The 26,229-nt window shown below is 46.8% G+C and carries 17 protein-coding genes; 4 read left to right on the forward strand and 13 right to left on the reverse strand.

Annotated elements, in window-relative coordinates; genetic code table 11:
• Positions 1–226: hypothetical protein (locus VLX91_08600; GenBank protein ID HUI30264.1), on the reverse strand; the 226-nt coding region annotated here is incomplete at its 3' end.
• Positions 227–524: 298 nt separating this feature from the next.
• On the opposite strand from VLX91_08600, the gene VLX91_08605 reads away from it, so the two are divergent.
• Positions 525–2,468 carry a cellulase family glycosylhydrolase gene (locus VLX91_08605; GenBank protein HUI30265.1) on the forward strand — a complete coding sequence of 648 codons (1,944 nt, stop codon included), beginning with the start codon at positions 525–527 and terminating at the stop codon, positions 2,466–2,468.
• Positions 2,469–2,538: 70 nt separating this feature from the next.
• Here VLX91_08605 and VLX91_08610 read toward each other — a convergent pair whose 3' ends face one another.
• The 12 genes from VLX91_08610 to VLX91_08665 all read right to left on the reverse strand — a co-directional run bounded on the left by VLX91_08610 (position 2,539) and on the right by VLX91_08665 (position 20,103).
• The gene (locus VLX91_08610) at positions 2,539–4,539 is read right to left on the reverse strand and encodes a cellulase family glycosylhydrolase (GenBank protein HUI30266.1); all 2,001 of its coding nucleotides are present in this window, start codon (positions 4,537–4,539) and stop codon (positions 2,539–2,541) included.
• 104 nt (positions 4,540–4,643) lie between these two features.
• On the reverse strand, positions 4,644–5,837 hold the full coding sequence (locus tag VLX91_08615) for a WG repeat-containing protein (protein ID HUI30267.1): 1,194 nt from the start codon (positions 5,835–5,837) through the stop codon (positions 4,644–4,646).
• A 57-nt stretch (positions 5,838–5,894) separates the two neighbouring features.
• Positions 5,895–7,412 carry a T9SS type A sorting domain-containing protein gene (locus VLX91_08620; GenBank protein HUI30268.1) on the reverse strand — a complete coding sequence of 506 codons (1,518 nt, stop codon included), beginning with the start codon at positions 7,410–7,412 and terminating at the stop codon, positions 5,895–5,897.
• Between the two features lie 41 nt (positions 7,413–7,453).
• Positions 7,454–8,560, reverse strand: a complete 1,107-nt coding sequence (locus VLX91_08625) for a family 16 glycosylhydrolase (GenBank protein HUI30269.1) — start codon at positions 8,558–8,560, stop codon at positions 7,454–7,456.
• A gap of 58 nt (positions 8,561–8,618) precedes the next feature.
• Positions 8,619–10,745 (reverse strand): peptidylprolyl isomerase, encoded by a 2,127-nt coding sequence (locus tag VLX91_08630; protein ID HUI30270.1) that lies wholly within the window; start codon positions 10,743–10,745, stop codon positions 8,619–8,621.
• A gap of 66 nt (positions 10,746–10,811) precedes the next feature.
• Entirely contained in the window at positions 10,812–12,251 is a 1,440-nt protein-coding gene (locus VLX91_08635) for a sigma-54 dependent transcriptional regulator (protein HUI30271.1), read from the reverse strand.
• A 13-nt stretch (positions 12,252–12,264) separates the two neighbouring features.
• On the reverse strand, positions 12,265–13,746 hold the full coding sequence (locus VLX91_08640) for an ATP-binding protein (GenBank protein ID HUI30272.1): 1,482 nt from the start codon (positions 13,744–13,746) through the stop codon (positions 12,265–12,267).
• Positions 13,747–13,763: 17 nt separating this feature from the next.
• Positions 13,764–15,119, reverse strand: a complete 1,356-nt coding sequence (locus VLX91_08645) for an extracellular solute-binding protein (protein ID HUI30273.1) — start codon at positions 15,117–15,119, stop codon at positions 13,764–13,766.
• Positions 15,120–15,359: 240 nt separating this feature from the next.
• Positions 15,360–16,181, reverse strand: a complete 822-nt coding sequence (locus VLX91_08650) for a glycoside hydrolase family 16 protein (protein HUI30274.1) — start codon at positions 16,179–16,181, stop codon at positions 15,360–15,362.
• A 13-nt stretch (positions 16,182–16,194) separates the two neighbouring features.
• Positions 16,195–18,051 carry a glycoside hydrolase family 3 N-terminal domain-containing protein gene (locus VLX91_08655; protein HUI30275.1) on the reverse strand — a complete coding sequence of 619 codons (1,857 nt, stop codon included), beginning with the start codon at positions 18,049–18,051 and terminating at the stop codon, positions 16,195–16,197.
• 331 nt (positions 18,052–18,382) lie between these two features.
• Positions 18,383–18,685, reverse strand: coding sequence for a hypothetical protein (locus VLX91_08660; GenBank protein ID HUI30276.1), 303 nt, complete (start codon positions 18,683–18,685; stop codon positions 18,383–18,385).
• A gap of 428 nt (positions 18,686–19,113) precedes the next feature.
• Positions 19,114–20,103, reverse strand: coding sequence for a Gfo/Idh/MocA family oxidoreductase (locus VLX91_08665; GenBank protein HUI30277.1), 990 nt, complete (start codon positions 20,101–20,103; stop codon positions 19,114–19,116).
• Between the two features lie 628 nt (positions 20,104–20,731).
• Between VLX91_08665 and VLX91_08670 the strand changes: the two genes are divergently transcribed.
• From VLX91_08670 to VLX91_08680, 3 genes are read left to right on the forward strand one after another with little or no spacing between them, the layout of a single operon-like run.
• Positions 20,732–23,407 carry a glycoside hydrolase family 3 C-terminal domain-containing protein gene (locus tag VLX91_08670; GenBank protein ID HUI30278.1) on the forward strand — a complete coding sequence of 892 codons (2,676 nt, stop codon included), beginning with the start codon at positions 20,732–20,734 and terminating at the stop codon, positions 23,405–23,407.
• Positions 23,408–23,450: 43 nt separating this feature from the next.
• The gene (locus VLX91_08675) at positions 23,451–24,494 is read left to right on the forward strand and encodes a glycosyl hydrolase family 18 protein (GenBank protein ID HUI30279.1); all 1,044 of its coding nucleotides are present in this window, start codon (positions 23,451–23,453) and stop codon (positions 24,492–24,494) included.
• Between the two features lie 44 nt (positions 24,495–24,538).
• On the forward strand, positions 24,539–26,077 hold the full coding sequence (locus VLX91_08680) for an alpha-L-fucosidase (protein HUI30280.1): 1,539 nt from the start codon (positions 24,539–24,541) through the stop codon (positions 26,075–26,077).
• The last annotated feature ends 152 nt before the right edge of the window (positions 26,078–26,229 follow it).

Genomic DNA, 26,229 nt, shown 5'->3' on the forward strand with positions numbered 1-26,229 from the left:
CATGCGGACCATCGTACATTTGAAAACCGGGAATGCCAAGCCCGACATCGTCGGCAGTGTTGAAGCCTCCCTGAGCATGAAGCTGAAGTATTTTCTCGTCGAGTGTCATCTTTGCCAGTAACGAATCGACTCTTTCGTTCAGTGTCTGGGCCAATATGTTAGTGGTCCATATAAAGACAGACAGCAATATCAAAACATCGCGGATGAAAAAATTCTTCTGTGTCATTCTCTTTTCTTTCAATATTCGTGTTATTAATAAAGGTTCACAAACAATGCCGACAAAATGACGGAAAAATGGCGGAAATTGGATTTCCTTACTAATTTACAACATTGAGTAACGTCTTTCTTATCGGAATGATAATTACACTTTTATTATCTTGTAAAAAATCAGGAGGTAAAAAAAGGGCCCTGCTCCAACTTCGCTCTAAATTGGGCATCCGGCAATATTCAAATCGGACTAATTCTTGCTTTGTTGGTCGAAAATGCTCACGGACCTTACAGAGCTGATTTTCAGGATTGAGTTAATGACCTCACTCTTGTTGGTGATTTCATTCCCAAATATTTCAAACGCCCAGGGGTTCCTCAAAACATCCGGGACAGAAATAGTTGACGGCGCCGGAAACGAGATTCACCTGCGGGGAATAAACCTGGGTAACTGGCTTGAGCCTGAGGGTTATATGTGGCAGACTTCGGATTTCGCAAACTCTCCGACGCAGATACAAGATCTCATCGACGGCACCGTGGGACAGCAGGCAGGCAACGCTTTCTGGAATCTCTACAGACATAACTACATAACCAAGACCGATATCGACAGTATCGCATCATGGGGATTCAATTCCGTAAGACTCCCGATGCACTATGAATTCTTTACTCCGAAGGATTCACCTTATGTCTACATCTGGGACGGTTTCAATATCGTTGACAGCCTCTTAAGTTGGTGCGCGATGGACCATGTTTACTTGATACTGGATCTTCACTGCGCACCCGGCGGTCAGAATTCAGACAACATAAGCGATTATTCCGGACCGCCTTCATTGTGGCAGGATACTTCATATCAGAATAGGACCGTGGATTTGTGGAGAAGAATTGCTGAGCACTATGCAAACGCTCAATGGATAGGCGGCTACGATATTCTCAACGAAACCGCATGGAATTTCAACGGCGATACGCAATTGTTCAGAAATTTTCTCGCCAGCATCACGACTGCCATCCGGGAAGTCGATAAAAACCATATCGTGTTCATCGAGGGAAACTGGTATGCCACGGATTTCACCGGGCTCACGCCACCGTGGGACAACAACATGGCATATAGTTTCCACAAGTATGGGAACACGAATGACCTATCATCCATTCAAGGATATTTAACTCTCAGGAATACGTACAACATTCCTCTGTGGTGCGGCGAGACCGGGGAAAACACCAATCCCTGGTTGACGGGCTGCGTAAGACTTTTGGCAGCAGCAGACATCGGTTGGTGCATGTGGCCGTTCAAGAAAATTCAATCCGTATCTTGTCCTGCTTCCATAAATGAAACCGCCGACTTCAAATCACTCCTGAACTACTGGAACCAGGGAACAAATCCCCCGCAACAGTTTGCCGTCAACGCGTTGAACGAATTGACTGATAATCTTAAGCTTTTGAATTGCGCAATCCACCCCGACGTCATGGATGCACTTTTCAGAGAAGTCAACGCGACATCTAGCATCCCGTTTCCGTATGCGAACAACGTGATTCCCGGAGTCATAAACGCCGATAATTACGATATGGGACCGGCAGGAATTGCGTACCTCGATTCGGACCTTGCCAACAACGGAGGTGCATATAGAAACGATGCTGTGGACATTGAACAGACCACCGACACTGCAAGCGAGACCAACGGATTCGATGTGGGTTGGATTCTTTCCGGAGAATTTTTGACGTACACAGTCGATGCTACCGATAGTGGTACATACGATATCGAAACACGAATTGCTGCCGCAAGCGCGGGAGGGCAAATCCAATTTCTCCTTGATGGCAAAGGGCTCGGAGGCGTGATTAATATTCCCTCAACAGGAAATTGGCAAAGCTGGAGGTCGGTCTTGTTAAGCGGAGTTAAAATCCTTGTCGGCGTCCATACGCTCGAAGCATATTTTCTGACAGGAAATTTTAATCTCGATTATTTTAAGTTTACTTCAAAAGACAACGGCGGTGGAACAGCGAGCTCATTCACAACTACCCAAAATTATCCTAATCCATTTAATTCCAGGACGAGAATAAATTTCCATATCATGGCAGATGGTCATGTGAAAGTGGAGATGTTTGACCTGTTAGGGAAAAGAGTTGCAACCCTGATGGACGAGAACAAATCATCCGGCGACGATTTTGTGGACATTAATGGTCAGGCGCTTGGTTTAGCTTCTGGGGTTTATATTGTTCGACTCACTTACCGGTCGAACATGAGAAACATCAAATCAGTCTATTTGAAATAGTTCTTCCCGCCGTGAGCGTGGGGAATTCTGTGAGCCGCTGATTGTGCACTGACTGATCGGCACTCCGCCTTCATTTCAATAAAAGCATGCTTTTCGTTTGAACAAAACCGTTCGTTTCCATGCGGCAGTAATAAACCCCGCTTGGAAATCGGCTCCCATCCCAAACAACTTTATGTTCACCCGCATTCACCCTTCCGTTAACCAGCGGAGCAACTATTCTTCCCAGAACGTCGTAGATTTTCAGCATCACGAAAGCGTTTGTCGGAATTTGATAGTCGATCACCGTAGATGGATTGAATGGATTTGGGAAATTCTGTTCCAGGTCGAATATGAGGCTTCCCTGGTTTCCGGATTTCACATCTGTAATGTTCGCAAACGTGAAGCTGTTTACGTTGAAGCCGGGTGAAAATGCCTGAATCCTGAATATGTGAGTTCCTGATGTGAGCGCAACGCCAGGAATCGTGAGGGTCTGCCAATTCTGCCATCCGCCTGTGACGGGAACATCTACTGCAGACGGCGTCAGGACATTGCCATCCATCTTCAGCATGAACTGTCCGCCGGTTTGGTTCGAGGCGTAACGAACCCCAATGTCGTAAGTGCCGGCATTAATAACATTAATTGTATACTGCATCCATTCACCTGTGTCGATCCAACCGACATCGAACCCATTCGAAAAGGTGTCGCTGCAAGGCTGCACATCGACGCCGTCGTTACGATAGCAGTTGCCTTGATTCCATGTTGTACTCGAACCTCCGGCATTCTGGTAATCGACGTCGTTGTACGCGTACCCAATTCTCCCCAAATCATAATTATCGGCATAGATTGTTCCAGGAATTGTGTCACCTGTAAACGGCAGAGTGGAATAGTCATTCGGTTGCCGCATCATCGCGTCAATTACATCTTTGAAGAAAACACAGTTCTGAAACTTCAACCTTTCCGCCATTTGAAGTAAAGCAGTTGTCGCAAACGATACAGAAGGTTTCGACCCTGTGCCTTCCCAGTAATTCAAGAGCTGCTGATAGTTGCTTGTGATGTGAACATCCAACGGGCTTGTGATAGTGTTGAATTTCCTTAAAGTCCACCATGACCATCCGATGTCGTTCTTATTCATCAGCGAGATACAGTCGGTGTACCATGGATTCGAATTCTCACCCGATTCGCCGAGCCACAGCGGCACATTATACGTTGTCCTCAGACCCAGGTATCCTTGAATCGAGCTTGCATCATTGGAGTTCCAATACTTATGAAAGCTATAGGCCATCTTAAAGTCCCACGGAGGGGTCAGTCCACTGAAGTCCGTGGCATATTGATTTCCTTCCACGAAGAGGATGTGAGTCGTATCGACGGAACGAATTGCATTTGTAATCCTCACATAAAGATCATGGAGCGGCTGATTGTTCCCGTTGGGGAAATCCCACCTCGGCTCGTTGAGCAAATCATATCCGGCAACGGCAGGTTCGTTCTTGTATCTGTCTGCAATTGTCCGCCAAATCTCCACGGTTCTCGTTTGCTTGCTCGTGTCCTGCCAAAGAGACGGGACGGACGAATTGTAGTCCGATATTGTCTGATCGCTTTCACCACCCGGGGCGCAATGCATATCGAGAATTACGTAGATATCATGTTTCTTACACCATGAGATCAGGCTGTCGAAGATTGCAAAGCCGCTCGGAATGTAAATTCCAGGAGAATCGACTGGAGTGAGAATATTGTAGTGGAACGGTAGCCTCACAAGGTTGAAGCCCCATTCATGGAGCGCCTCGATATCTGCTTCAGTTACATAGTCGTTGTGAAAAGCATCGTAAAATTTATTTGTGCTATCGATGCCGATAAGGTTCTGGATTGCATCATGAATCTCTGACGGGGAATTTGCAAAGCTCGACATCATGAACATATAGCCTTCGGGCTCCAGCCAGCCTCCGAGTCCCATCCCTCTAAAATGAATCTCCTGTCCGGTTTGATCCACAATTTTCTGTCCATTCACGGTCAAGAAGCTTTGAGCAAAATTCTCGCCGAACGAACCGAAGAAAAACAACGCAAACAAAATCAAAAAGAATTTAAAAAGATATTTCATCATCGCTCCATGAATTATTAAGCATCCAAAATACGGCCGCTGCTTTCACTCCAGATTGAAAACAATCGCATCGAAAGGCACCCGACATGGGCTGCGTTATCATTTCATTTCTCACCGCCCGCGTCGCGCCAATACTCCTCGCCGCCTTTTCCGACATAACCGAATTGCCCCCGACATCTGACGAGGGCAATTCCATTTTCGAACATGGTGGCACTGTCGTATTTGAAAGGTATCACAACTTTACCATTCTTATCGATGTACCCCCACCTATCGCCTTTCATGACCGCTGCGAGCCCTTCGTGGAAATCATCCGCGCCGTCATAAACCAATGGAACGACGAGTCTCCCCGTCGTATCGATGAAGCCAAACTTTCCACCTGAACCGGCGCGCGCTCTTTTTTCACTGAACGAATTAGCGTTGGTATATTTCGTCTCTACGATTTTTTTGCCGGAGGAATTTATATATCCTGCCAAACCCCCATTCATCACGCAGGCAAGACCATCGTGGAATGCATAGACGTGCTCGTACTGCGGACTTACCACAACGCGCCCGGTCTTGTCGATGAAGCCGCATTTGTGTCCCTCTTTAAATCCGGCATATCCCTCGCTAAAAGCGTATACGAAGTTGAAAACACGGGGTATCACGAGATTCCCCGTGAGGTCAACAAATCCCCAGAACCCATTGAGACTCACCGCCGACAAACTGTCGGAGAACATATCACCATACCTCAACGGAATTTCATCATAGACAATTTTGATTGATTCTCTTCCGGTCCTATCAATAAAGCCCGCTTTGTTCCCTCTGAATACTCCGGCCAATCCATATTTAAAGCTGAAAACCTTCTGGTATCCTAAAGGAATAACGATCTTCCCGTTGAGGTCGACGAAACCCCAATCATCTCCTTTTCTTACTGCGGCTAAATCTTCGCTAAACGAATAAACTTCATCATAAACCGGTTTGACAACTTCGGTGTCCGACACGTTTACGAATCCCCAGAGACTATTTTTCTCCACCGCAGCAATGCCGTCGAAAATATCGTAAACATTTGGGAATCTGGGCCTGACAACCAGAGTCCCCTTTGCGTTAACGATGCCGAACTTGTCGTCCAGTTTCACTCTCGCATATCCATTTAAAAACCTATCCACGTACTGAAACTGTGGTTGAATGACCACTCTCTTCTTCTTATCGCAGAACCCCCAAACATTTCCTTCCCGGTAGGGGATGAGATTTGTCTGCGCAAAAGCAACCGCCGTTAATAACAGGGCCGGTAGCCATATCTTCGAAAGACTCTTCTTCATTCTCACAAAAATAAGTTCTCCACTAACGAATAGATTAGTATTCAGGCGCGGGACCCGTCATTTTGCCAACACCATCCTTTTAACTATGTTTGCCTCGGGGGTAGTCAGTCTATAAGAGTAGACACCACTTGCCAGTCCCGAACCATCGAAAGCAATAGTATGTATTCCCGCAATCTGCCGTTCGTTTACCAAAGTTTTTATTTGTCTTCCAAGAACATCAAAGACTCTTACCGTGACAAAGCTGTTCTTTGACAATCGATAATATATGGTTGTAGAAAGATTGAATGGATTCGGAAAATTTTGATAGAGTTCAAAGCCGGTGGGTAAATTGCTCTTCACTTGAACCATGGGCGTAAATAAACTGTCCGGTATTACAAAGTCATTGTCGTAAATTGCCTGAGCGATCGCTTTCTTATCTAAGATTTCTTCAAGATCATTTCCCATGATAATTGCCGAAACAAATTCTTCATTTGTCCATTTCTCAAATACAAACGGACCTGTTCCGATCACAAAACTTATATTGGTACTCACAATTGAAGTGTCCATAATTCCACCGGTCATTGCTTTCCACATCACATCATTATTCTTAGGCCAGAGACCGTGTGAGCTTTTGTCGGCCAACGTGCCCGTGGCAAGAGACAATTTAAAATTAGAGTCAACAGTTAGCGGAACGGAAAGGATGCCTACCCCCAAGTACCCCGTTTTCCAATTGCCCGGGGTGCCCAACCCTGACGGGGCCCAGGCATAAATCAATCCCCGAATTGAATCTACAGCAACACTGTTCGGAGGTTCGGTAGAATTTGCTCCGCCTACCCCGGGGTCACAGAATATCCCGAACGCCGCCTTGTCATAATCATAATCTGAGATATTCCATATGTCATATTTAAGAAAGACAATGTCCTTTCTTAATGAATCATTCCACTGAAATCCTCTTACCTCCTCTCGTAATCCGAGACCGCCTCGCGCACTATCCGATGAAATCGGGAAATAAGAAAATGGAGCAAGAGTGAATTTTTTGTCCGGTGAATCATCCAGCACGTAAAAGGTTTCTTCGGCTGCCTTAATCGAGTCCTTTCCGAAATATCCGTACCAGTGTCCATCATAATCGGGAGTGAGATTAAGAGCGGCGGGCCATTGAGCAGGCCATGAATTCCTATCACTGCTGATAGCCGGACTGGTTGACTGAGGATTCGAGTAACCTCCAATCGGTTCAAAACCCCATGGCACCCCCGTAGCAGGATCCAGACTATAGTATTCACGATAAGCTGTTTCAAGAGGGTGGATTACTTGAGTGTCGCCAGGCGCTGTGACCTCAGAACTCACCATGAATGTATATCCGTCAAGATAATTATGACCGCTGAGAGCTGGCCATTCGCAGGAAGGCGCAAACTCCCACTTGCCTATTTCACCATCGTTAGAATAGATCGATTGTATTCTATTCCCGACAAATGTTCCCTGTTTCCTATTAGCATAGTTACCTTTATCATCATCTCTGAACCGTTGGATATTATCAGGTACCTGGCAAAAGAGAAGCGAGGTAAATACGAAATTAATAATCACCAATCGCAGTAACATAAAGCCTCCCTCAATTACATGTTCACAAATTGAGAATAACTTCATTTCATCAAGATCATCTTCTTCACTTGCGTGTAGCCTGCCGCCTCGAACCAGCAAAGATAAACCCCGCCCGGAAGATTTCCGGCATCGAAAGTCACGGTATGATCACCGGAATGCTGACGACCCTCAATCAGAGTTTCAACCTCGCGGCCCAGCAGGTCATAGATTTTCAAAGTCACGAAGCTATCGGCAAATAATTGATAGCTGATATGCGTCGAGGGATTGAACGGATTCGGAAAGTTCTGACTCAATGAATAGCCTTTTGGCGGACCGGGAGGAATGACTAAACCCGTCGCCGAATCCGAAGTGTCCTGGTAAATCCTGACATAATCTATCTGCATGGTTTGAGGAAAAACTGTCGTACTGTCTGGATATCCCGGCCAGACTCCGCCTACGGCAATGTTAAGGATAATGAAAAATCTACTACGGAACGCGCTCATGGCGGAAGGCGAAGTGTTGACTTGGAAGTATATAGTACTATCTACATAGAATTGAATATTGTTTGAAGTCCATATCACTCCGAACAAATGAAAGTCGTCTGAGAATTTCCCGGAGCCGAGAGAATATTTTCCTCCAGCGGACGCATTCCCGTTCTGGTACCAATGCAATGTGCCGTAAACTGTCGAATCACTGAGTGCTGAGCCGGTCGCTCCCGTTCCCCCACTCCCGCCTATCATTTCCATGATATCGTTTTCGCCGCAAGACGGCCATCCTACTGAAGAGATATTGTCGCCGAGCAGCCAGAATGCGGGCCAGATTCCTTTACCGTATGGAAGCTTCATCCTGGCTTCGACCTTTCCAAACTCGAATGAGAACTTGTTCTGGGTCTTTATTCTCACAGACGTATAATCGTATCCACCATAGCTTTGCTTCTGTGCCGTTATGTACAAGAGGCCGTTCTGAACGCTGCAGTTCTGCGTTCCATCCGTGTAATACTCCGATTCGCTGTTCCCCCAGCCTCCGTTGTTTCCAGTCTCGAACGACCATTTAGTTTGATCGAGCGTAGTCCCGTTGAATTCATCCGACCAAACCAATTTATAATTCTGACCCAATGCCTCCGCCAAAAAGAAAGAAAACAATACAGCTATATTTCTTATCATTTTCATTTTGCCTCCGCAGATATCATTTGAAAAAGAATTTGCGCGCTGGAAACGCACTCACCCATCATGGGATAATACCGGACTTCTTGTTCAGATATTTCACCCAATCGTTCCAAGTGCCCAGATAAGGCAGCGCAGTTATTCTCCCTCCGAAACCTATGTACCGATAAGTGAACATCGGTATATTAATCACTTTGATATTCTTGAGCACATCGTCGTCTATCGATACTTTGTACTTTTCTGCGAGTCCCGCTATATATTCAAAGAACTTCTCGTTGAATTTCTTTTCAATCAGATCATCTTTCAGCTCATTCTTATGTGATTCGAAATCTTGGTCTGTCTTCGTTGTGTCGTACTTTTTTCCAACCAGCATTATGATAGAGTAACCGCTGTCGGTGACAATAGGCCCGTATATTTGATCCATCTTCAAGTTCGAGGCAATTCTGCCGATGTCACCGAAAGAGTAAACCGAGAAGTACCCAAATTCTCCGCTATCTTTCTTCGTCCACGTCCTCTCTGTATATCTCCCGGCCAATCCCCGAAAATCTTTCCCCTCGTTGAGTTGTCTGAATATGGTTTCAACCGTGTCGAGACTGTGCGTCAATATCTCGACGATGTTGACCTGTTCACGCTCCTTGCTTTCCAGCCTTCTCCCGACCAGTTTGATTATCGAATAGCCGCTGTCCGTACTGATAGGTCCGTAGACTTCGCCGATCTTCAATCGCTCTGCCGTCTTCCCAATTACTCCGAACGAATCGACGGAGAAATAACCGAACTCTCCGCTGTCGGCCCTCGTCCATGACCTCTGAGTGTAATTCCTCGCAAGCTCACGGAAATTTTCACCCTCATTTATCTTCTTCAGTAGAGAAGTTATGGTGTCCGCATTGCTGTTAAGAATTTCCAATATATCGACTTTTTCACGTCCCTTCTCTTCGTAATAATAATCCTTCACATCCTGGTCCGAAACGTGAATCGAATCTCTAAACGTATTCTTCAGCATCTTCGCAAGATAGTCGTCAGACCAAATGTTGACGTCCTCCTTGACATCCTGCAACTCTTGAAGACCTTCGCTCATACCTTCGGCCGTCAGGAATTGGTATTGGATATACCTGTTGAGGTTCTCCGCAAGGCTGTAAGCGGTAGACATCAGCGAAGGATTCTTGCTCAAGTATGGATAGACAATGAGGCTATACAAATATTCTCTCACCTTAATAGGTTTGCCCTCAATGTGGACAAGGTCCTCTTCGAGCAATGAATTACCCGTCTCGTTCTCTATCTCCATAATGTTTCCCTCACTGAGGTAAAGGTAGCCTTCTTCGCCGTAGTCCTTCTTGCGTTTCTTTTCGGTTAGAATCGAAGAAATCTTTTTGGCCAAATCCCAGAAAAGCGTGCTGTCGATAACAGCCTTTTTGTTTTTATAAAAGTTGTCCAAATACCTCAGTCCCAGTATCCTGGATTTTCTCATTCGTATCACTTCGAGGATGGACTTGTTGTAGTCCGGATCTTTTGCGTTTGGCGGCACTCTGTACTGCACTCCGACAAGCTTGAAGATGAACCAGCCGCCTTCGGTCCTGACCGGATACGAAGAGCTACCCGGCCTGAGATTGTACAGGGTATCTTCAACGAAGTCGTCGCTCATCTGGCCGTAAGTTATTTTTATCGGTCCCTTATTAGAATCATATTCGGCCACATCCGAATATTTCTCGATTGAGTCAAATGGAACTCCGCTCTGAAGCTTCTCGTAATAACGGAAAATTGTCGTGGAATCTCCGGCAGAAATTATGTTGACGTCCAACGTCTGCGAATGCCGATTCAAGGCTTTTTGAATATCAGCCTGCGTAATTTGCACCTTAGCTGCGACAACTTTCTTGTAAAGAGCATCTCTTATGTTCAGATCCCTGATTTGGTTTATCGACTCTTTGAAATAATCCGCCTCCGCAAATCCAAGTATCCTTGCTTCCTGCGCCAAAAGTTTTTCAGCAATAATCGAATAAAGCAGATCTTTCTTTGATGAATCCACGTCCCGCTGGTCAGACGATAACTGCGGAACAAGCTCATATCTCAGCTTGAACTCGCTCTGACTTATCTTCTCGTCGCCGACCGAAGCAATCGGTTTGTCTTTTCCTTGTGCTGCAGCCGTGGAACTAACGAACAGAAGAAGAGCAAATAAACTGGCCGGTGATCCTATCACCCTATATCTCCGTACCGTTGAAGTAGAAGCACGCCATAACGCAGGTATCGCATATCGCGACGTCGTTCATTTCAGCCCTAATTGTTTGGCCATTCTGTAGTAATTAGACGGAGCCAACCCGAGTTTCATCGCGGCTTCGGTGTCGGATGAAGAACTATTGCGGACGTATTCGAAATATTTTTCGCGGAGCATCCTTTCCATCTGCGCAAGCGGGAGGGGGTTGTTCCTGAATATCGACTCAAAGCTGTCTCCCGAGGCAGTCGGAGTGCCTAATGCCCGCCGTGCCTGAGCGGCGGTTATCGTCAGCTGATTTGTGAACATGAGTCGCTGCACGACATTCTTTAGTTCCCTGACGTTGCCGGGCCAGGAATAGTTTGTCAGCACACGGAGAGCCTCCTCCTCTAAGATCGGTTTCTCCCGCACCATACTTGCGCTGTAATGCATCAAGAAATGATCGATCAAGACAGGAATATCGTCCTTGCGGTTTATGAGGTCGGGGACATGAATGAAGACAACGTTCAGCCTGTAGTACAAATCTTCTCTGAATCTCTTCGCCCTCACTTCCTCCTCAATATTTCTATTGGTCGCTGCGATAATTCTCACGTCGACTTTTATTTTCCCGGTCCTCCCGATCTTTTCAAGCTCGCCGTCCTGTATGACTCTCAGGAGTTTCACCTGCGCGGAGAGTGGGAGTTCGGTGATCTCGTCCAGGAAGATTGTTCCATTGTTTGCGACTTCGAATAGACCGGGTTTTTTCTTATCGGCTCCGGTAAAAGCTCCACGCTCGTAGCCGAAAAGTTCGCTTTCAACCAATTCCGAAGGCAGTCCGCCGCAATTTATTGGAATGAAATTCTCAAATCTTCTGGCGCTGTTGTAATGTATGTTGTACGCAACCAGCTCCTTGCCCGTTCCGGAAGAACCGCTTATCAGTATGTTCACATCGCTTTTTGCGTACTTAGCTATGTCTTCTTTCAACTCCACGGTCTGTTCGGAAACCCCGATGATTTTCTTGTCTTCCAGAATATCCTGAACATTTTGAACAAGTTTCTGATTCGATTTAAGCCAGGCTTTTTCTATCCTCGACTTTTCACTGGCGTTTATTATGCTGAGTATAAAATCCGTCGGCTGATATATGAACTCTATGTCCCCCGGATATTTCGTCCCGTACCAAAATGCGCCGGCCCTCATAAGCTTGTTTGCAAAATTATAGTCCGTAATATTAATCGTCATTTTTGTTATCACTATGATCGGCAATGAAGGTGCAGCTTCCTTTATCTCCTGAATCAGTTTTTCTCCCATCAGTCCGCCCGAAAGATTCAGATCCATTATCACGACGTCGTAAATCTCGCTTTTGCACTTGATGAGATCAAGCGCATCGTTGCCGTCGGAGACTATGTCGGTTATTCTGATTCTGTCGGAGAATGGTTTTATTGTGTTCTTTACTCTTAAGACATCATATTCCTCGTCCTCGACAAGTAAAACACTGATCAAGTCACTATCAGCCATCGATCACCAAATTTTAATTTTTAATTGTAATAGTAAATTCACATCCGCCTTCGGGGAAGTTTACGGCATTGATGTCCCAGCCGCATCGCTTCGCCATCTCAAAAGCGATGTAACAGCCATATCCTACACTCTGGAAAGATGCTTCTTTTGTTGAAACATTCTCATGGAACAATTTCTTCACGCCATTTTCGTCCGGCTCAAGCAAATCCGGCAGGATACCTACCCCATTATCGCGGATCGAAATTGTAGGCATGCCTGTCTCCGGATGAAAGCTGGTTTTGATATTCACTCTTATGTCGGGACGATTTCCATGCTCGATGCTGTTCTGCACAAGAGGTTCTATTATCTCCCAGATTACAAACTCGTTGATGGGAACAGGCGGCAAATCTTTCCCTTCGACAAACTCTATTTCAAACGTCCCGCTTTTCCTGGAGCTTCTGAGGAAAATATGATTCACGATAAACCCGATTACCTCGTTAATGTTTGTGCAGAATATCGGGCTCCGGATCGTCTGTATTGGGGGATCGTACCATTTCATGTCATATATGATTCTGGACACAAAGTTGGCGTACTTGCTGACCCTGTATTTTATCTGATCGATATTGGACGGAGACAGCATGGCAAGGTCTCCCCTGATGAAACTAACAATCTTCTCCGCCTTGTGGTGCGTACGATAGATGCGTCTCGTAAAGGCAAGCTCTTTCTCGTTGATCACCTGTTTCTTTATGTTGCTCTCATGCTCCGCCAGGAGAAGCTTTTGTGCCTCGTCTCTTTCCTTGACGGTATAAGACGATATGAAATACATGGAGAGAAGCGCAAGAGAAATCAAAGAGAGGTAGATGAGCGAAGTTTGGTCTGCATTGGAAATGATTTCACTCGTCATGAAAGATAGATTCGGAGTGTCCTCGATGTAGACCGCTCCGACGTACTCGCCGCGAAGGATCATAGGAACGAACGTATTGAACGTTCGGGTGTTTGTCACCACGCTCTTTATTTGTTCATCGGAGATCATGCCGTCGCTCACCTTGTCAAAGAGTTGAATCCCTTCTCCGTATGACGCATTGACCGTTCTCGCCTGAGGGGAATTGAGAAACATAAGTCCGAATAGGGTATTCCCGTCATCGACGGCGTAGATCCTATCATTTCGTTTTACGAGGATGCACATCTTCTCGGTGTTGCGCTGGAATAGCTGTTGTGTAAAGAGGATATCGAAAGCCTTAATTATTTTTGCCCTCTGCTCCGGACTGATCTTTTGCACATCAGGATTTACGCTCTCAAGAAGAAGCTCGAAGGAGGTTGTAGTCAGGTTTGCCGTTTTTTCGACAGAGTCCTTCTCGTACCACTCCTGTGCATTTCCGAGAATCGCCCGCATTGAAGATTTGTTGATCAAGGAAACTATTAACTGGAAGGCAAACACCGTCATGAATATCACGGTGAGGTGTTTCAATTGGAAGTGATACTCTTTGAGCTTGTCAATCATTCTGATCTTACTCATAGGACACCCGATTCATATTAATCGTTTGGGACAACTACGCTGTTGATTTTTGAGGTCGCGTATTTGAGCGCTTCTTTGGGAGACAACCTCCCTCTTATAGCGAGGTTCAGATAATATGAAAGTATATCCGATACCTTTGTATATTTTTTTGAAAACGGCCGGTAAACTCCGTACCTGAAAAGATTCTGGTAGAATTTCAACTCGGGATGCTTCGCGACAAAAGAGGTGTCGGAGTATACGGAGTCGTTGGTCGGAAGGCATCCTCCGTATTCATACATCAGCTCCTGCGATTCTTTACCAAGGAGGAAGTGAACGAATTCAATGGCCTCCGCCATTTTCGTCGAGAATTTTGAAATCATCAAGTTCCACCCGCCGAACACAAATGCGGGCGAGGAGCCGCTTAGGTGCGGCAGGGGTGCGACTGCACAGTCTGAAAATGCGACCGGGAAATTTTTTCTCAATGTCTCGTTCCTTGAAAAACCGGGCCAGGCGCGAAGGAACACCCCATCATTCTGGAAGAAGAACTGGTAGCTTTCGTCTTCATCGAAATCGACCACTTTCTGAGGAGATATGTTATGCCTGCGCACCATATCTACCAGGAACTGCAACGCCTTCTCCGCCTCGGGAGTCTCGAGGCGCAACGAATCGTGCATGCTTATCTGCTCATTCATGTTAGCCAGAAGTTCTATGTAGATGCACGAGAGTCCCTCGTAAGGAGCGGCCTGGAAAACGAAAAACGGTCTGCTGCCCCGCATTTCTTTTCTGAGCCTGAAAAGATCCTGCCACGATATAGAGTGTGCCAACTGGTCAGACCAGTATTCCGAATTCGGCAGCGCGCCGATCAGATCTTTCCTGTAATACATCACCGTTATGTCGAGATAAAACGGAACTGCCACTAAAGCATTATCATTGTAACAGGTGTGCGCGGCATACTTAGTCATCATCCCGGTCTGTTCCCCGGTGATGTACCTGTCCAAGGGTTCGCACCATTTCGCAAACCGCGGAACCCATATCTGATCCACGGAAAAAACATCAATGCGATCGCTCTTGCTGCGAAAATATCTTACGAGCAGTTCTTTCCTTTCATTTGTACTGAATTTTGAAAAGGGAAGGTTGATGGGAACTACTTCAATCTGACCCCGGTGCTCGCTGTTAAAGAGATCGATGACTTTTTGTTGAGCTTCCGAGATATTGTCCGCGAAGGTTATCTTGACAACCTTATCCGATGCTCCTCCGGATCCGTACGGCGGAAACGCATAGAACACGAGGACAAACGCCGCGAGAAGAATTAAGGTTATGATGATATACAGGCGCTGGTTGGAAGTAAACCTGAACGCAGCTTCCCGCCGATTGAGTTTGAAGTCTTTTAGCATTTCGCGACTCGATCCTTCAAGCTAGACCCTGAGGGTTTCCGTCAAGTGGAAAAATATTTACGACTCTGCCTGGACACGTAAGACTCAGGGGCTTCAATATAACATTCCTGCGAGTAACTTATCCACGTGTCTAAAACTCCATAACACGTTCGGAGCAGATGTGCTAACAAGAGCGAAACAATATTATCAACTTGCTGTAAATGGATCCCGGGGATATTCTTTCTTTGTGTTCCATCCTTTTCAATTCGACTTCTTATAGACCCTCACGTAATCGACGACCATCTGCTGCGGAAAGTAAGTCGTATAATCCGGTGAACCCGGCCAGTCTCCTCCAACGGCGACGTTCAATATCAGGAAGAACCTTCTGTCGAATGGTTGACCAACATAAGTCTTATAATACATAGTCGAATCGATGTACCAGCTTATCGAAACGGAGTCCCACTCAATAGCAAAGAGATGAAACTCATTTGAGAAGAATCGTCCGCTCGGCAGGGTGTATGTCCCCTGCCTTTGTTGATTTGATTGACCGTAATGTATTGTGCCGTAGATTTTATTCGCCTGTTGGCCGAGCATCTCCATGATGTCGATCTCCCCGCTCAAAGGCCAGCCACCGTAGTATGAATCGGTTGGCATCATCCAGATCGCCGGCCACAGTCCCTGACCGTATGGAAGCATTGCACTCACTTCGATTCTACCGTATGTCCAGTCTCCTTTACTTTCCGTCGTAATCCTCGCCGATGTGTAATCCTTGCCCAGATAGCTCTGCTTGAGCGCCTGAATTATCAGACGCCCGCTGTCGATATAAGCGTTTTGCGGATTTGCCGTGTAGTACTCGAGCTCGTTGTTCCCTCCGCCGTTTCCATTGACCTCGAAGTTCCACTTTCTCAGATCGATTCCGCTCGAATCGAATTCATCGTGCCAGACCAGCGTCCACCCGGGAAGCTGAGGAACTCCGGTGGTATCGCCCGGTGGACTGACAGGATTGTGTTTGCTGTTGCAGCTTGAAACAATGGTCAAAAGAAAAGATGTCAGAACAAAATTGGCAGCCGCGATTATCCGCATCCGGTTTCCTTCCTCAATACGTCAGACCGAATCCGTACGGGAAAAGAGGATCGTAATTAGAGTCGCCATACTTCATCTGGATCTTGTTCATGTTTGCGGGCCAGGTCTGGGAAAGCTTGCCAGTTGGTTTATAATCGCCAAAAACAACGTCGGCTACTCCTTCGCCTTCCGTACCAGGAAGCCACGCTGCAACGAATGCATTACAGTCCGCTAACACCGAATCGATTATCATCGGCCTGCCGGAAATCAGAATCACAATAGTGGGGATTCCGGCCTTCTTAACGTTTTCTATGGCGTCCATATCTTCCCTGGAGAGAGATAGATCGCTCCGGTCACCGAGAGTCTCGGCATATGGTGTCTCACCGACGACAACTATTCCTACGTCTGCTCCTGCGGCACCGACGCCGTCCCGTGAATAGACTACTTGAGTGTTTGGAGAAACCGCTTCCTTAATTCCTTGAAGGATGGTCGTTCCCGGAGTCACGTCCCCGCTCGAGCCCTGCCATGATATTGTCCAGCCGCCGCACTGGTTCCCGATATCGTCGGCATTCTTCCCGGCAACGAGGATACGTTTCAACTTCTTGCTGAGCGGAAGGATTTCTTGCTCGTTCTTCAGAAGCACGAGCGATTCCCTGACGCACCGCCTGGCTATCTCACGATGCGCCGCCGATCCGACTGTTGACGTGAATCGCCTGTCTGCATACGGATGCTCGAAGAGTCCCATCATGAACTTGGCGCGTAAAATTCTTCTTACCGCGTCGTCAATTCTGCTCATCGGTATTTTCTTTTCACTGACCAAGGAAGTCACCGTCGAAATAAATCCCCTGTAATTATCAGGAACCATTATCATATCGAGTCCCGCATTGATGGAAGCTTCGACCTGAGCACTGAAATCGCCCGGAAGCCGACTTATTGCCGCCCAATCTGAAATAAGAAAGCCTTTGAATCCGAGCTCGCCTTTCAAGAGATCGGTGAGGAGGTATTTGTTTGCGCTCATCTTCATGCCGTTCCAGCTGCTGAGCGAAACCATTATCGAGCCAACACCGTCTTTGATCGCCTCGATATAGCCCGGCAAGAAAATTTTCCTCAGTGTCGCTTCGTTGCATTCTGCGTTTCCCTCATTTGTTCCTCCATCGGTGCCTCCGTCGGCAACGAAATGTTTTGCGCATGCAAGGACAGACGGCTGGGACGAAAGGTCACTTCCCTGGAACCCTTCGATCTCCGCTTTTCCCATCATCACCCCGAGTTCCGGCGTCTCGCCGAAACTTTCATACGTTCTTCCCCACCTGATGTCTCTCGCGACTGCTATGGAAGGCGCGAAAGTCCAGTTGACTCCTGTTCCCGTCATCTCTTCCGCGGTAGCTCTCGCCGTCTCTTTAACCAGAACCGTGTCTCGCGTACATCCAAGTCCGATATTGTGCGGAAAAATCACTGCACCTTTGACGTTGTTATTCCCGTGAACGGCGTCTACTCCATATAGAAGAGGTATTTTGAGCCTCGTCTGTAATGCGAACGACTGGAACCTGTCGCACATGTCCGCCCAGCCTGACGCAATATTATTTGCCGGTGCTGATCCTCCTCCGCTGAGGACGGAGCCGAGATTAAAGACCTTCACGTCGCTGTCGTCCGGAAAATATCGTCTGTCAATTTGAGTCATTTGCCCGATCTTCTCGGCAAGCGTCATCTGAGAAAGAAGCCGCTCCACTTTCAAATCGATCTGGACGGAATCCGGAATGTTCCCCAGAGCAATTTCGTTATGAAAACCGATCAGCATCATTGGCATGAAGAACACCGCGATTATTCCGACCGTATGGAAAAATTTCTTCAACAGCCTCTTTTTGATCTCGTCTGTCATAATTGCTCTTTCCATTAATTTATTATCTGCTTAATTGTGTTTCCACGGCTTTGTGCCCTTGATACCGTAATAAACGACAATCATTTCAGGTCAAATATCGTGCCCTTAGGAGAGAGTCTTTTTGATTGGCCTTTGAAAAGGTATTTTCAGCTTAAGTGTGGAGAATTTGTGAAGCCTGTTTATCCGATTGATAAAAGCAATTATTGAAATGTGAATTTCATAGGGGATTTGATACCGACCGCCCCTAAGAAGTGATCCAGAGCTGGATTAGTAAGAATACAACCACGGACTCAAACGAGAAAATCACTGCAAGAACTTCATGCAACTGAGATAACATCCCGTTGGTTTATGGTACGATCAGCTTTAGAGTTGACGAAATCAAAGCGACGAATGCGCAGCCTGCAATTGTAAACCGAACTCCCACATCCGGGCACTCTCTCTGTGATATTCCGGGCCACACAAGAAAACTAAGATACAAATCGAAATCAATCTCGATGAAACATGACCGGCTTGTCAAATTGTGAACAGATGCCGAAACCTGCACTGCCTCATGCAATTGAAATTCGGTCGCAAAAAACGGGGTAACTTGATTCGGGTGCTTTCGGCGGATCGTGACGTCGTGGCCGATTTGCATTCGAAGTTGTTTCAATCACTTCAATTCCCAATATCCGCGAACCGGGATAGCCTCTCGCGATCAAATCAAGTAATTCACCTAATTTCATGCAAGTTGACGATACGATCCTCTCCTGTTCATAAAATAAAAAACGGATTCTCATTTCTTGACTCTTCCCTCCAGCTCTCACTCCAATTTGTTCGACTAAAGAAGCTCCTTCACCATTCCAACAGATCATCACCCGCTACCAATGGGGTGTCAGTCTCAACTTAGCAGCGTGCGGGCGCTCAACCCAAACTCACGAACTCAACAAATATACCGAACGTGCAACGGCGTGGAATAAGTTCCAGAGATGAGTACTTCGACAGAGACTTTTTCCAATTATTTAAGCGGCACTATCCATTCATCAAAATAGCAGCAACACATTCGATCCAAATCAAGGTCAGAGAGCGTTTCTCCGGATATTAGAGACTGACCCAACTCCCCTTTTGCGAGCTTTCACCGATCGCGTCGATGACCCTCATGTTAGCTATGCCATCATCCAGCGGCGTCGGGACATCACCATTCGTTATTATTGCCTGCGCGAAGAGGTCTGCTTGAATTGTGTACTGATCGCAAACGTCGAAAAGTATCTCTTCGACGGCCGTCCCTCTCTGCAGCCATATCCTGCACGGACGGTCGTTCGGAGCGTTGAACGGTATTTCTATCTCTATCCTGCCTTTGGTTCCCGCAATGTTCACCCTTTGATAAGGCTGTAACTGAGTCCCGCATGTGAATGTGGATATTCCTGTCTCGAAATCGAGCAGTCCGGACGCGAGACGGTCGATCTTTGTTTTTGGATCGTGCTCAACGCGGCCCAAGACTCGCCGGGGTTCGCGATCAAAAACATATCTTGAAAGGGATGTGCAATAACAACCGATGTCCAGCATGACGCCCCCTCCGACCTCCATTATATTTCGAATGTTCGACTCATCGTCGTTGTAATACGAATAGAGTGAATGAACGGCCTTCGTTTCCCCAATAGCCTTTTCATCCACAAGCTCCTTGACCTTCTTCCATTGCGGATGGTGACGATACATGAAAGCTTCCATTACCTTGAGATTCGGATAATCTTTTGCGGCTCCCTGTAACCGTCGCGCGTCGACGTAGTTCAATCCGATAGGTTTCTCACAGAGAACATGTTTGCCCGTCTTCAGAGCCTTCAGCGTCCACTCCACGTGCATATGATTCGGCAGCGGTATGTATATCGCGTCGATCGACGGATCAGAAAGGAGAGCCTCATACGAACCCAAAACTTTCGAGATACCAAGTTGAGCACCGGCACTCTTGGCCCGGTTGATATCACGCGAAGCGATTGCGGTCACCTGAGAGTATTTACTCTTCTGCATGGCAGGGATCGTGGCCCTTGCGGCGAATTTTGATGTGCTTAAAATCCCCCATGAAATTTTCTGCATTGGATTCTACCTCCTGAATAGTGTTCGTTCGTTGAGCCGGTTGAACTACGGCGGCACAAATTATTTTGTCGTAAAGATGGGGAGAATGGAAGAGATTTCCTCTTTCATCCGTTCGCCGATCACAATGCAAAGTTAACGATCAGCTCAGACACTGGCAAGCCTCTCTTGGAAAAACTGTCTGGAATTTATTGCTCATGTATTCGACTTGACCCTGTCTCACGTCGGGATTACATTTATATAAATCAAGGATGAGATTGTTCTTAATAGATTTGAAAGGCGCGACGAGCTCAGGAAATGGCTGCCACCAGTCCGCTAATGCTTGCCCATGTAAGTGTGCCAGTGGCTGAAAACCCGCGTGTCGGCTTCCATAGTCCGCCCGCGTTCTTTTCCATCGTGTACCTATCTTCACTCCTTAACTTGAATTGATAAAGACATCATGAGGTAACGAAGCTCTCTCATTTTTTCATCAGTCTCTTTTTTTGAGTGCTCTTTATCATCTCCGTTAAAACCTAAGACAAGAGATGAGATCTTTGTTTGAAATTATGTCGCAATGATCAAATGAAGAACTGACTAGATCATGCCAAACGGTCTTATCCAACGCTCTTTTCAAAACAAAGGCAGACCATATATGAAAAAAGTTGCGCTTCTTTTGTGTATCGCCGGTTCTTTAACAGGAAATACCCCGTCACAGGCTGGACCACAATCCCCAGAAGATTCGACTGTTCTCCCAGTGTATCTGGATACGAGTCTCGCCTTCGAAACACGTGCCGCAGACTTGGTTTCGAGAATGACCCTCGATGAAAAAATATCGCAAATGCAAAATGACGCGCCGGCAATTCCCCGCCTTGGGGTTCAAAAGTACAATTGGTGGAACGAATGTCTACACGGAGTCGCAAGGGCCGGAATTGCTACGGTATTTCCTCAAGCCATCGGAATGGCGGCAACGTGGGACCCGGATTTAATACATCAAGAAGCGGACATCATATCCACAGAAGCACGGGCGAAATACAATGACGCAATAAGCAAGGGCATCCACGAAATATATCATGGTCTCACATTCTGGTCACCAAACATAAATATCTTCCGGGATCCTCGCTGGGGCAGAGGACAGGAAACTTACGGTGAAGATCCTTTTTTGACTTCTCAAATCGGAATCTCTTTCGTCAAAGGCCTGCAGGGAGACGATCCGAAATATTTCAAGGTAATTTCCACGGCGAAACACTTTGCAGTTCATAGCGGTCCCGAACCGGAACGACACAGGTTTGACGCAATGCCCATTCGACGCGATCTTTATGAGACGTATCTTCCCGCGTTTGAAGCATGTATCCAGAAAGGAGGCGCGTACTCGGTGATGGGGGCATACAACAGCCTCTATGGTGTTCCATGCTGTGCTGACAGTCTGCTCTTGATCGACAATCTCAGAAATGAATGGGGATTTAAAGGATATGTCGTGTCAGACTGCGGTGCCATCTGGGATATTTATCATGGACACAAATACGCTCACGATGCCGCAGAAGCTTCGGCGTTTGCAGTCAAAGCAGGATGTGACTTGACTTGTGGTGAAGAATACTCTTCCCTAAAGGAAGCACTTGCCAGAGGATTGATTACAGAAGGTGAGATCGATAAGTCCGTCACGAGACTTATGCTGGCGCGATTCCAACTCGGGATGTTCGATCCGCCTGACGCAGTCCCATATTCAAAAATTCCAATTTCGGACAACGACACAGAAATTCATCGGCAGCTCGCAAGGAAAGTCGCAGACGAAAGTATCGTCCTTCTCAAGAATAAATGTCTTCCTCTGAAAAAAAATTTAAAGTCTGTTGCCGTGATCGGAACATACGCGGACGATATCGATATCCTTCTGGGTAACTACAATGGTACACCGTCCAACCCGGTAACCATCCTTGACGGCATTAAAAACAAACTCGGGAAGAACGTCCCGGTCAAATTCGCCGCTGGATATAACCTGCTCGAAGACACTAACAAGATCGAAGTGGTCGAAAAACAATATCTGAAACCGGCGGGCGGCCTTGCCGGTCGTGGTCTATACGCGGAATATTTTGACAATTGGGATCTGAATGGAAGACCTGTTCTCACCAAAATAGACTCGGACATGGCTCAGTACTGGGGCCTGGGCTCGCCGGGCGATGGAATTCCGAAGGACTTTTGGTCCATGAGATGGACGGGGACGATCACTCCTCCTTCTACCGGGAAATATGAAATCGGCATAATCACGGACGATAGAGGAAAAATATATCTTGGTGATTCCCTTCTTGTCGACAACTGGGAACCATTTCAAGTCAATGTCTATAAATCACGAGTCGTCTCGCTGGTGAAAGGGGTCGAATACAAAATCGAAATCGATTATGCCGACAGCGTCGAATATGCGGGAATCAAATTCATGTGGCGTAGGGTTTACGAAAAGCTTGATGGCAAAGGCTCGATCGCCGCAGAGAGATTAACTGCAGACGCGGTAAACCTTGCCAAAAGATCCGACGCAGTCATTGTTGTCGCGGGTATTTCGCCGCAGCTTGAGGGCGAAGAGATGAAAGTGAACTTTCCGGGTTTCGAGGGCGGGGACCGCACGAGATTGAGCCTGCCGGACGGTCAGGAGAATCTTTTGAAGGCACTTAACGCGACCGGCAAGAAGATCGTTCTCGTTCTCGTCGGAGGGAGCGCACTGTCCGTCAATTGGGAAGAGAAAAATCTCCCTGCCATCATCGATGCATGGTACCCGGGTGAGGCCGGCGGCGACGCGGTCGCCGACGTCGTGTTTGGAGATTATAATCCCGGAGGAAGGCTGCCAGTAACTTTTTATAAATCTGTAACAGATCTTCCGCCTTTTGAAGACTACGATATGTCGGCGGACTCTTTGGGACGAGGAAGAACTTATCGATACTTCAGAGGTGTGCCGCTGTATCCGTTCGGGTTCGGCTTGAGTTATACAAAGTTCGAGTATTCTAAACTGCGAGTAAGCAAAGAAACTTTGAGAAGCACTGACACACTTAAGGTTTCCGTTACAGTCCAAAACATAGGTAAACTTGATGGAGATGAGGTGGTACAACTTTACGTGAGAAATCTGAGTTCTAAAGAACCTCAGCCGATAAAATCTCTGAAGGGATTCAAGCGCGTTCATGTAAAGAATTCCGCCTCAGAGGACGTTGAGATTTTTCTTCCTATCGAGTCGTTAAGATATTTTGATGAGAAGAAAAACGGCTACGTGGTCGAGCCCGGCAAGTACGAGCTGCAGATCGGCTCATCATCGAACGATATCAAACTGAAAAAAGTGATCGAAGTTGAATGATAAACACGCTTCTTCCGAAACGGATCTAAGGAGATAATTTACCATGACGAAACTGATGTGTGTGATTGTGTTCATGTCAGCTGCGATTGCAGCTGCAAAGCCACAGCCGAAGTCTCTTTTCTACATGACGAAAGGGTTTGAATCCGTAAACTCATTCATGGAGCACGCCGACAAAATAGACATTCTTGTCCCGACATGGTATACGGTCGACAAGGAAGGCATGGTCTGGGGAGGCCCTGATCCTCTCGTCATGAAGACAGCAAAGGAGCATCATGTCGAGGTTATGCCGATTGTTTCAGGGTATGGATTCAGCCCTGAAACCTTTCATCAATTTGTGGCAAACCCTGCAGCTCACAAACCCTTTGTCCAAGCACTCCTTCGAGAATGCAAACTAAACGAATACACAGGCATCCAATTTGACTTTGAGCATATTGACTGGGCCGACAGCGGAGCATTGTCGAACCTGGTTGACGAGACTGCGGCAGCCTTGCACCATGATGGATATGAGTTCTCTATTGCAACGGTTCCAAACGCGCCCGGTTATCCCGGACAGACGGGATTCGACTATTGGATTTACCGCGAATGGCAAGGGACTTATAACCTTGAAAGACTGGCAAGAGTTTGCGACATGGTTTGCCTGATGACGTACGACCAGCACACGAGTTACACTCCGCCCGGACCGGTCGCAGGCTATAACTGGACAGAGCAGAACATCGAGTACGCCTTGAAGTTTGTACCAAAGAGTAAACTCATGCTGGGAATTCCATTGTACGGCTATCATTGGTTTGCAGGGATTCCCGCCGAAGGAAAATCGGCACCAAATATTTCGGCGCGCTCCGTCGGTGAGCCGGAAGCTATGCATCTGGCGAAATCATATGACGGCGTTATGCAGTGGGACTCTACTGATCACGCTTCGTGGTTCTATTTCTACCGCGACAACATGCGCGAGTGGGTGTTCTTTACTGACAAGAGAACGTTTCAAGATCGCCTACAACTTGTCAAGGACAGGGACCTTGAGGGTTTTTGTTCCTGGGTGCTGGGAAATGAAGACCCGGGAATCTGGGACCTTCTTCCCTCACACCAATGATAATGAGTGCAAACAACAAATCGAATTGCCGCAACCTCTCGGTGATGAGGTTACTTCTCTTGCTCCTCACTCCATATCTTGCGGTCTCATTTCCTGAGTCTGCAATTGTACATGCAAAGGAAAATTATGCCGTCATAACATCGCGGGATACGAAAGCCGACATAATCTATAAAGCAGCAAACGTTGTTCCATCACCGCAGCAATATGCCTGGCAGAAGATGGAATACATCGCCTTCGTTCATTTTGGGATGAATACATTCACATCACAAGAACTAGGGAGCGGCCAGGAAAGTCGGGATCTTTTCAACCCGACTGATTTGAATTGTGATCAATGGGCACGGATATTCAAAGAAGCGGGAATGAAAATGGCAATTCTAACCGCAAAGCACCACGACGGCTTTTGCCTTTGGCCGAGTAAATTCACAAAACACAGTGTCAAGTTCAGCCCGTGGAAAGACGGCAAGGGTGATGTTGTCAGAGAATTCGTCAATGCCTGCAGGAAATACGGACTGAAGGTAGGATTGTACCTCTCTCCGTGGGACAGGAATAATCCAAGTTACGGCACACCGGAGTACAATCAATACTACATGAATCAATTGAAAGAGCTGTTGACAAACTACGGGAAGATAGATGAAATCTGGTTTGATGGTTACAAAGGTCCGGAAGCTAAGAATGAAGAATACGATTGGCATGTATATTACAGGCTGATAAGAAGACTTCAGCCGAACATTGTGATATCAATCTCCGGCCCTGATGTACGCTGGGTCGGAACAGAAACCGGATATGGAAGGGACTCTGAATGGGACGTTCTGCCGATCGACTTGAGCAAGCTTACCGAAGAGAAGATTGAGAACGATTCTCATCCACTCGACGATGTGTTCCTGCCGCAAAACTACATGGGTGAAGATCTCGGTGATAGGGACAAGTTGTACGATGCAAAAGGGTTGTTTTGGTATCCTGCCGAGACCGATGTCTCGATCCGTCCGGGATGGTTCTACAAAGCCTCTCAGGATACCATGGTGAAATCAGTCTCAGAGCTTGTCGACATTTATTTCAACTCGGTCGGAAAGAACTCGGTTCTCCTTTTAAATGTCCCGCCTGACGGAAGGGGGCTGATAACCGATTATGATAAAAGAGCTCTGATGGGTCTTCATAAAGTTATCAAAGAGACTTTTAGTCATAACTTTGCTCGCAATGCAAAAGCAAAAATCGATAACCATCCAGACGAGCAGAGTTTTTCGTCACTCTTTGGAAAAGGGAAATGCTGGTCGGGTGAAGAAGGATTGGACACCTCGGTGATCGAATTTATTCTTCCTAAAGAAGAGACTCTCGATGTTGCGATGCTTCAGGAAGACATACGGATCGGACAGAGAATCGAGAAATTCAGGATAGATTATTGGGATGGTGAATCCTGGAACAAATTGGTTGAAGGAACGACCGTGGGCTATAAACGATTGCTTCGATTTGACCCTGTCAATACAAGCCGGGTCCGTCTCGTGATCGAAAAATCGAGGTCGAATCCGAGTTTGGCTAACCTTGGTTTATATTGGCTGCCAGCTCAATATCTAAATACATCTAAGTAGCACATCCTGCAAACTCAAGCTCGGCTCTTCGCAAATAATCGAGGCGAGCAATCCATGGCATCAAGATAACATGTGTTCAATGGCTCAAAGATTTTCCGTGGTTTTCTTCAATTCCATACAGGTCTGGTAAAATTCATGGAGTGTCATGGAAC

It is taken from the genome of Candidatus Acidiferrales bacterium, from assembly GCA_035515795.1.
GTDB lineage: Bacteria > Bacteroidota > Ignavibacteria > Kryptoniales > JAKASW01 > JAKASW01.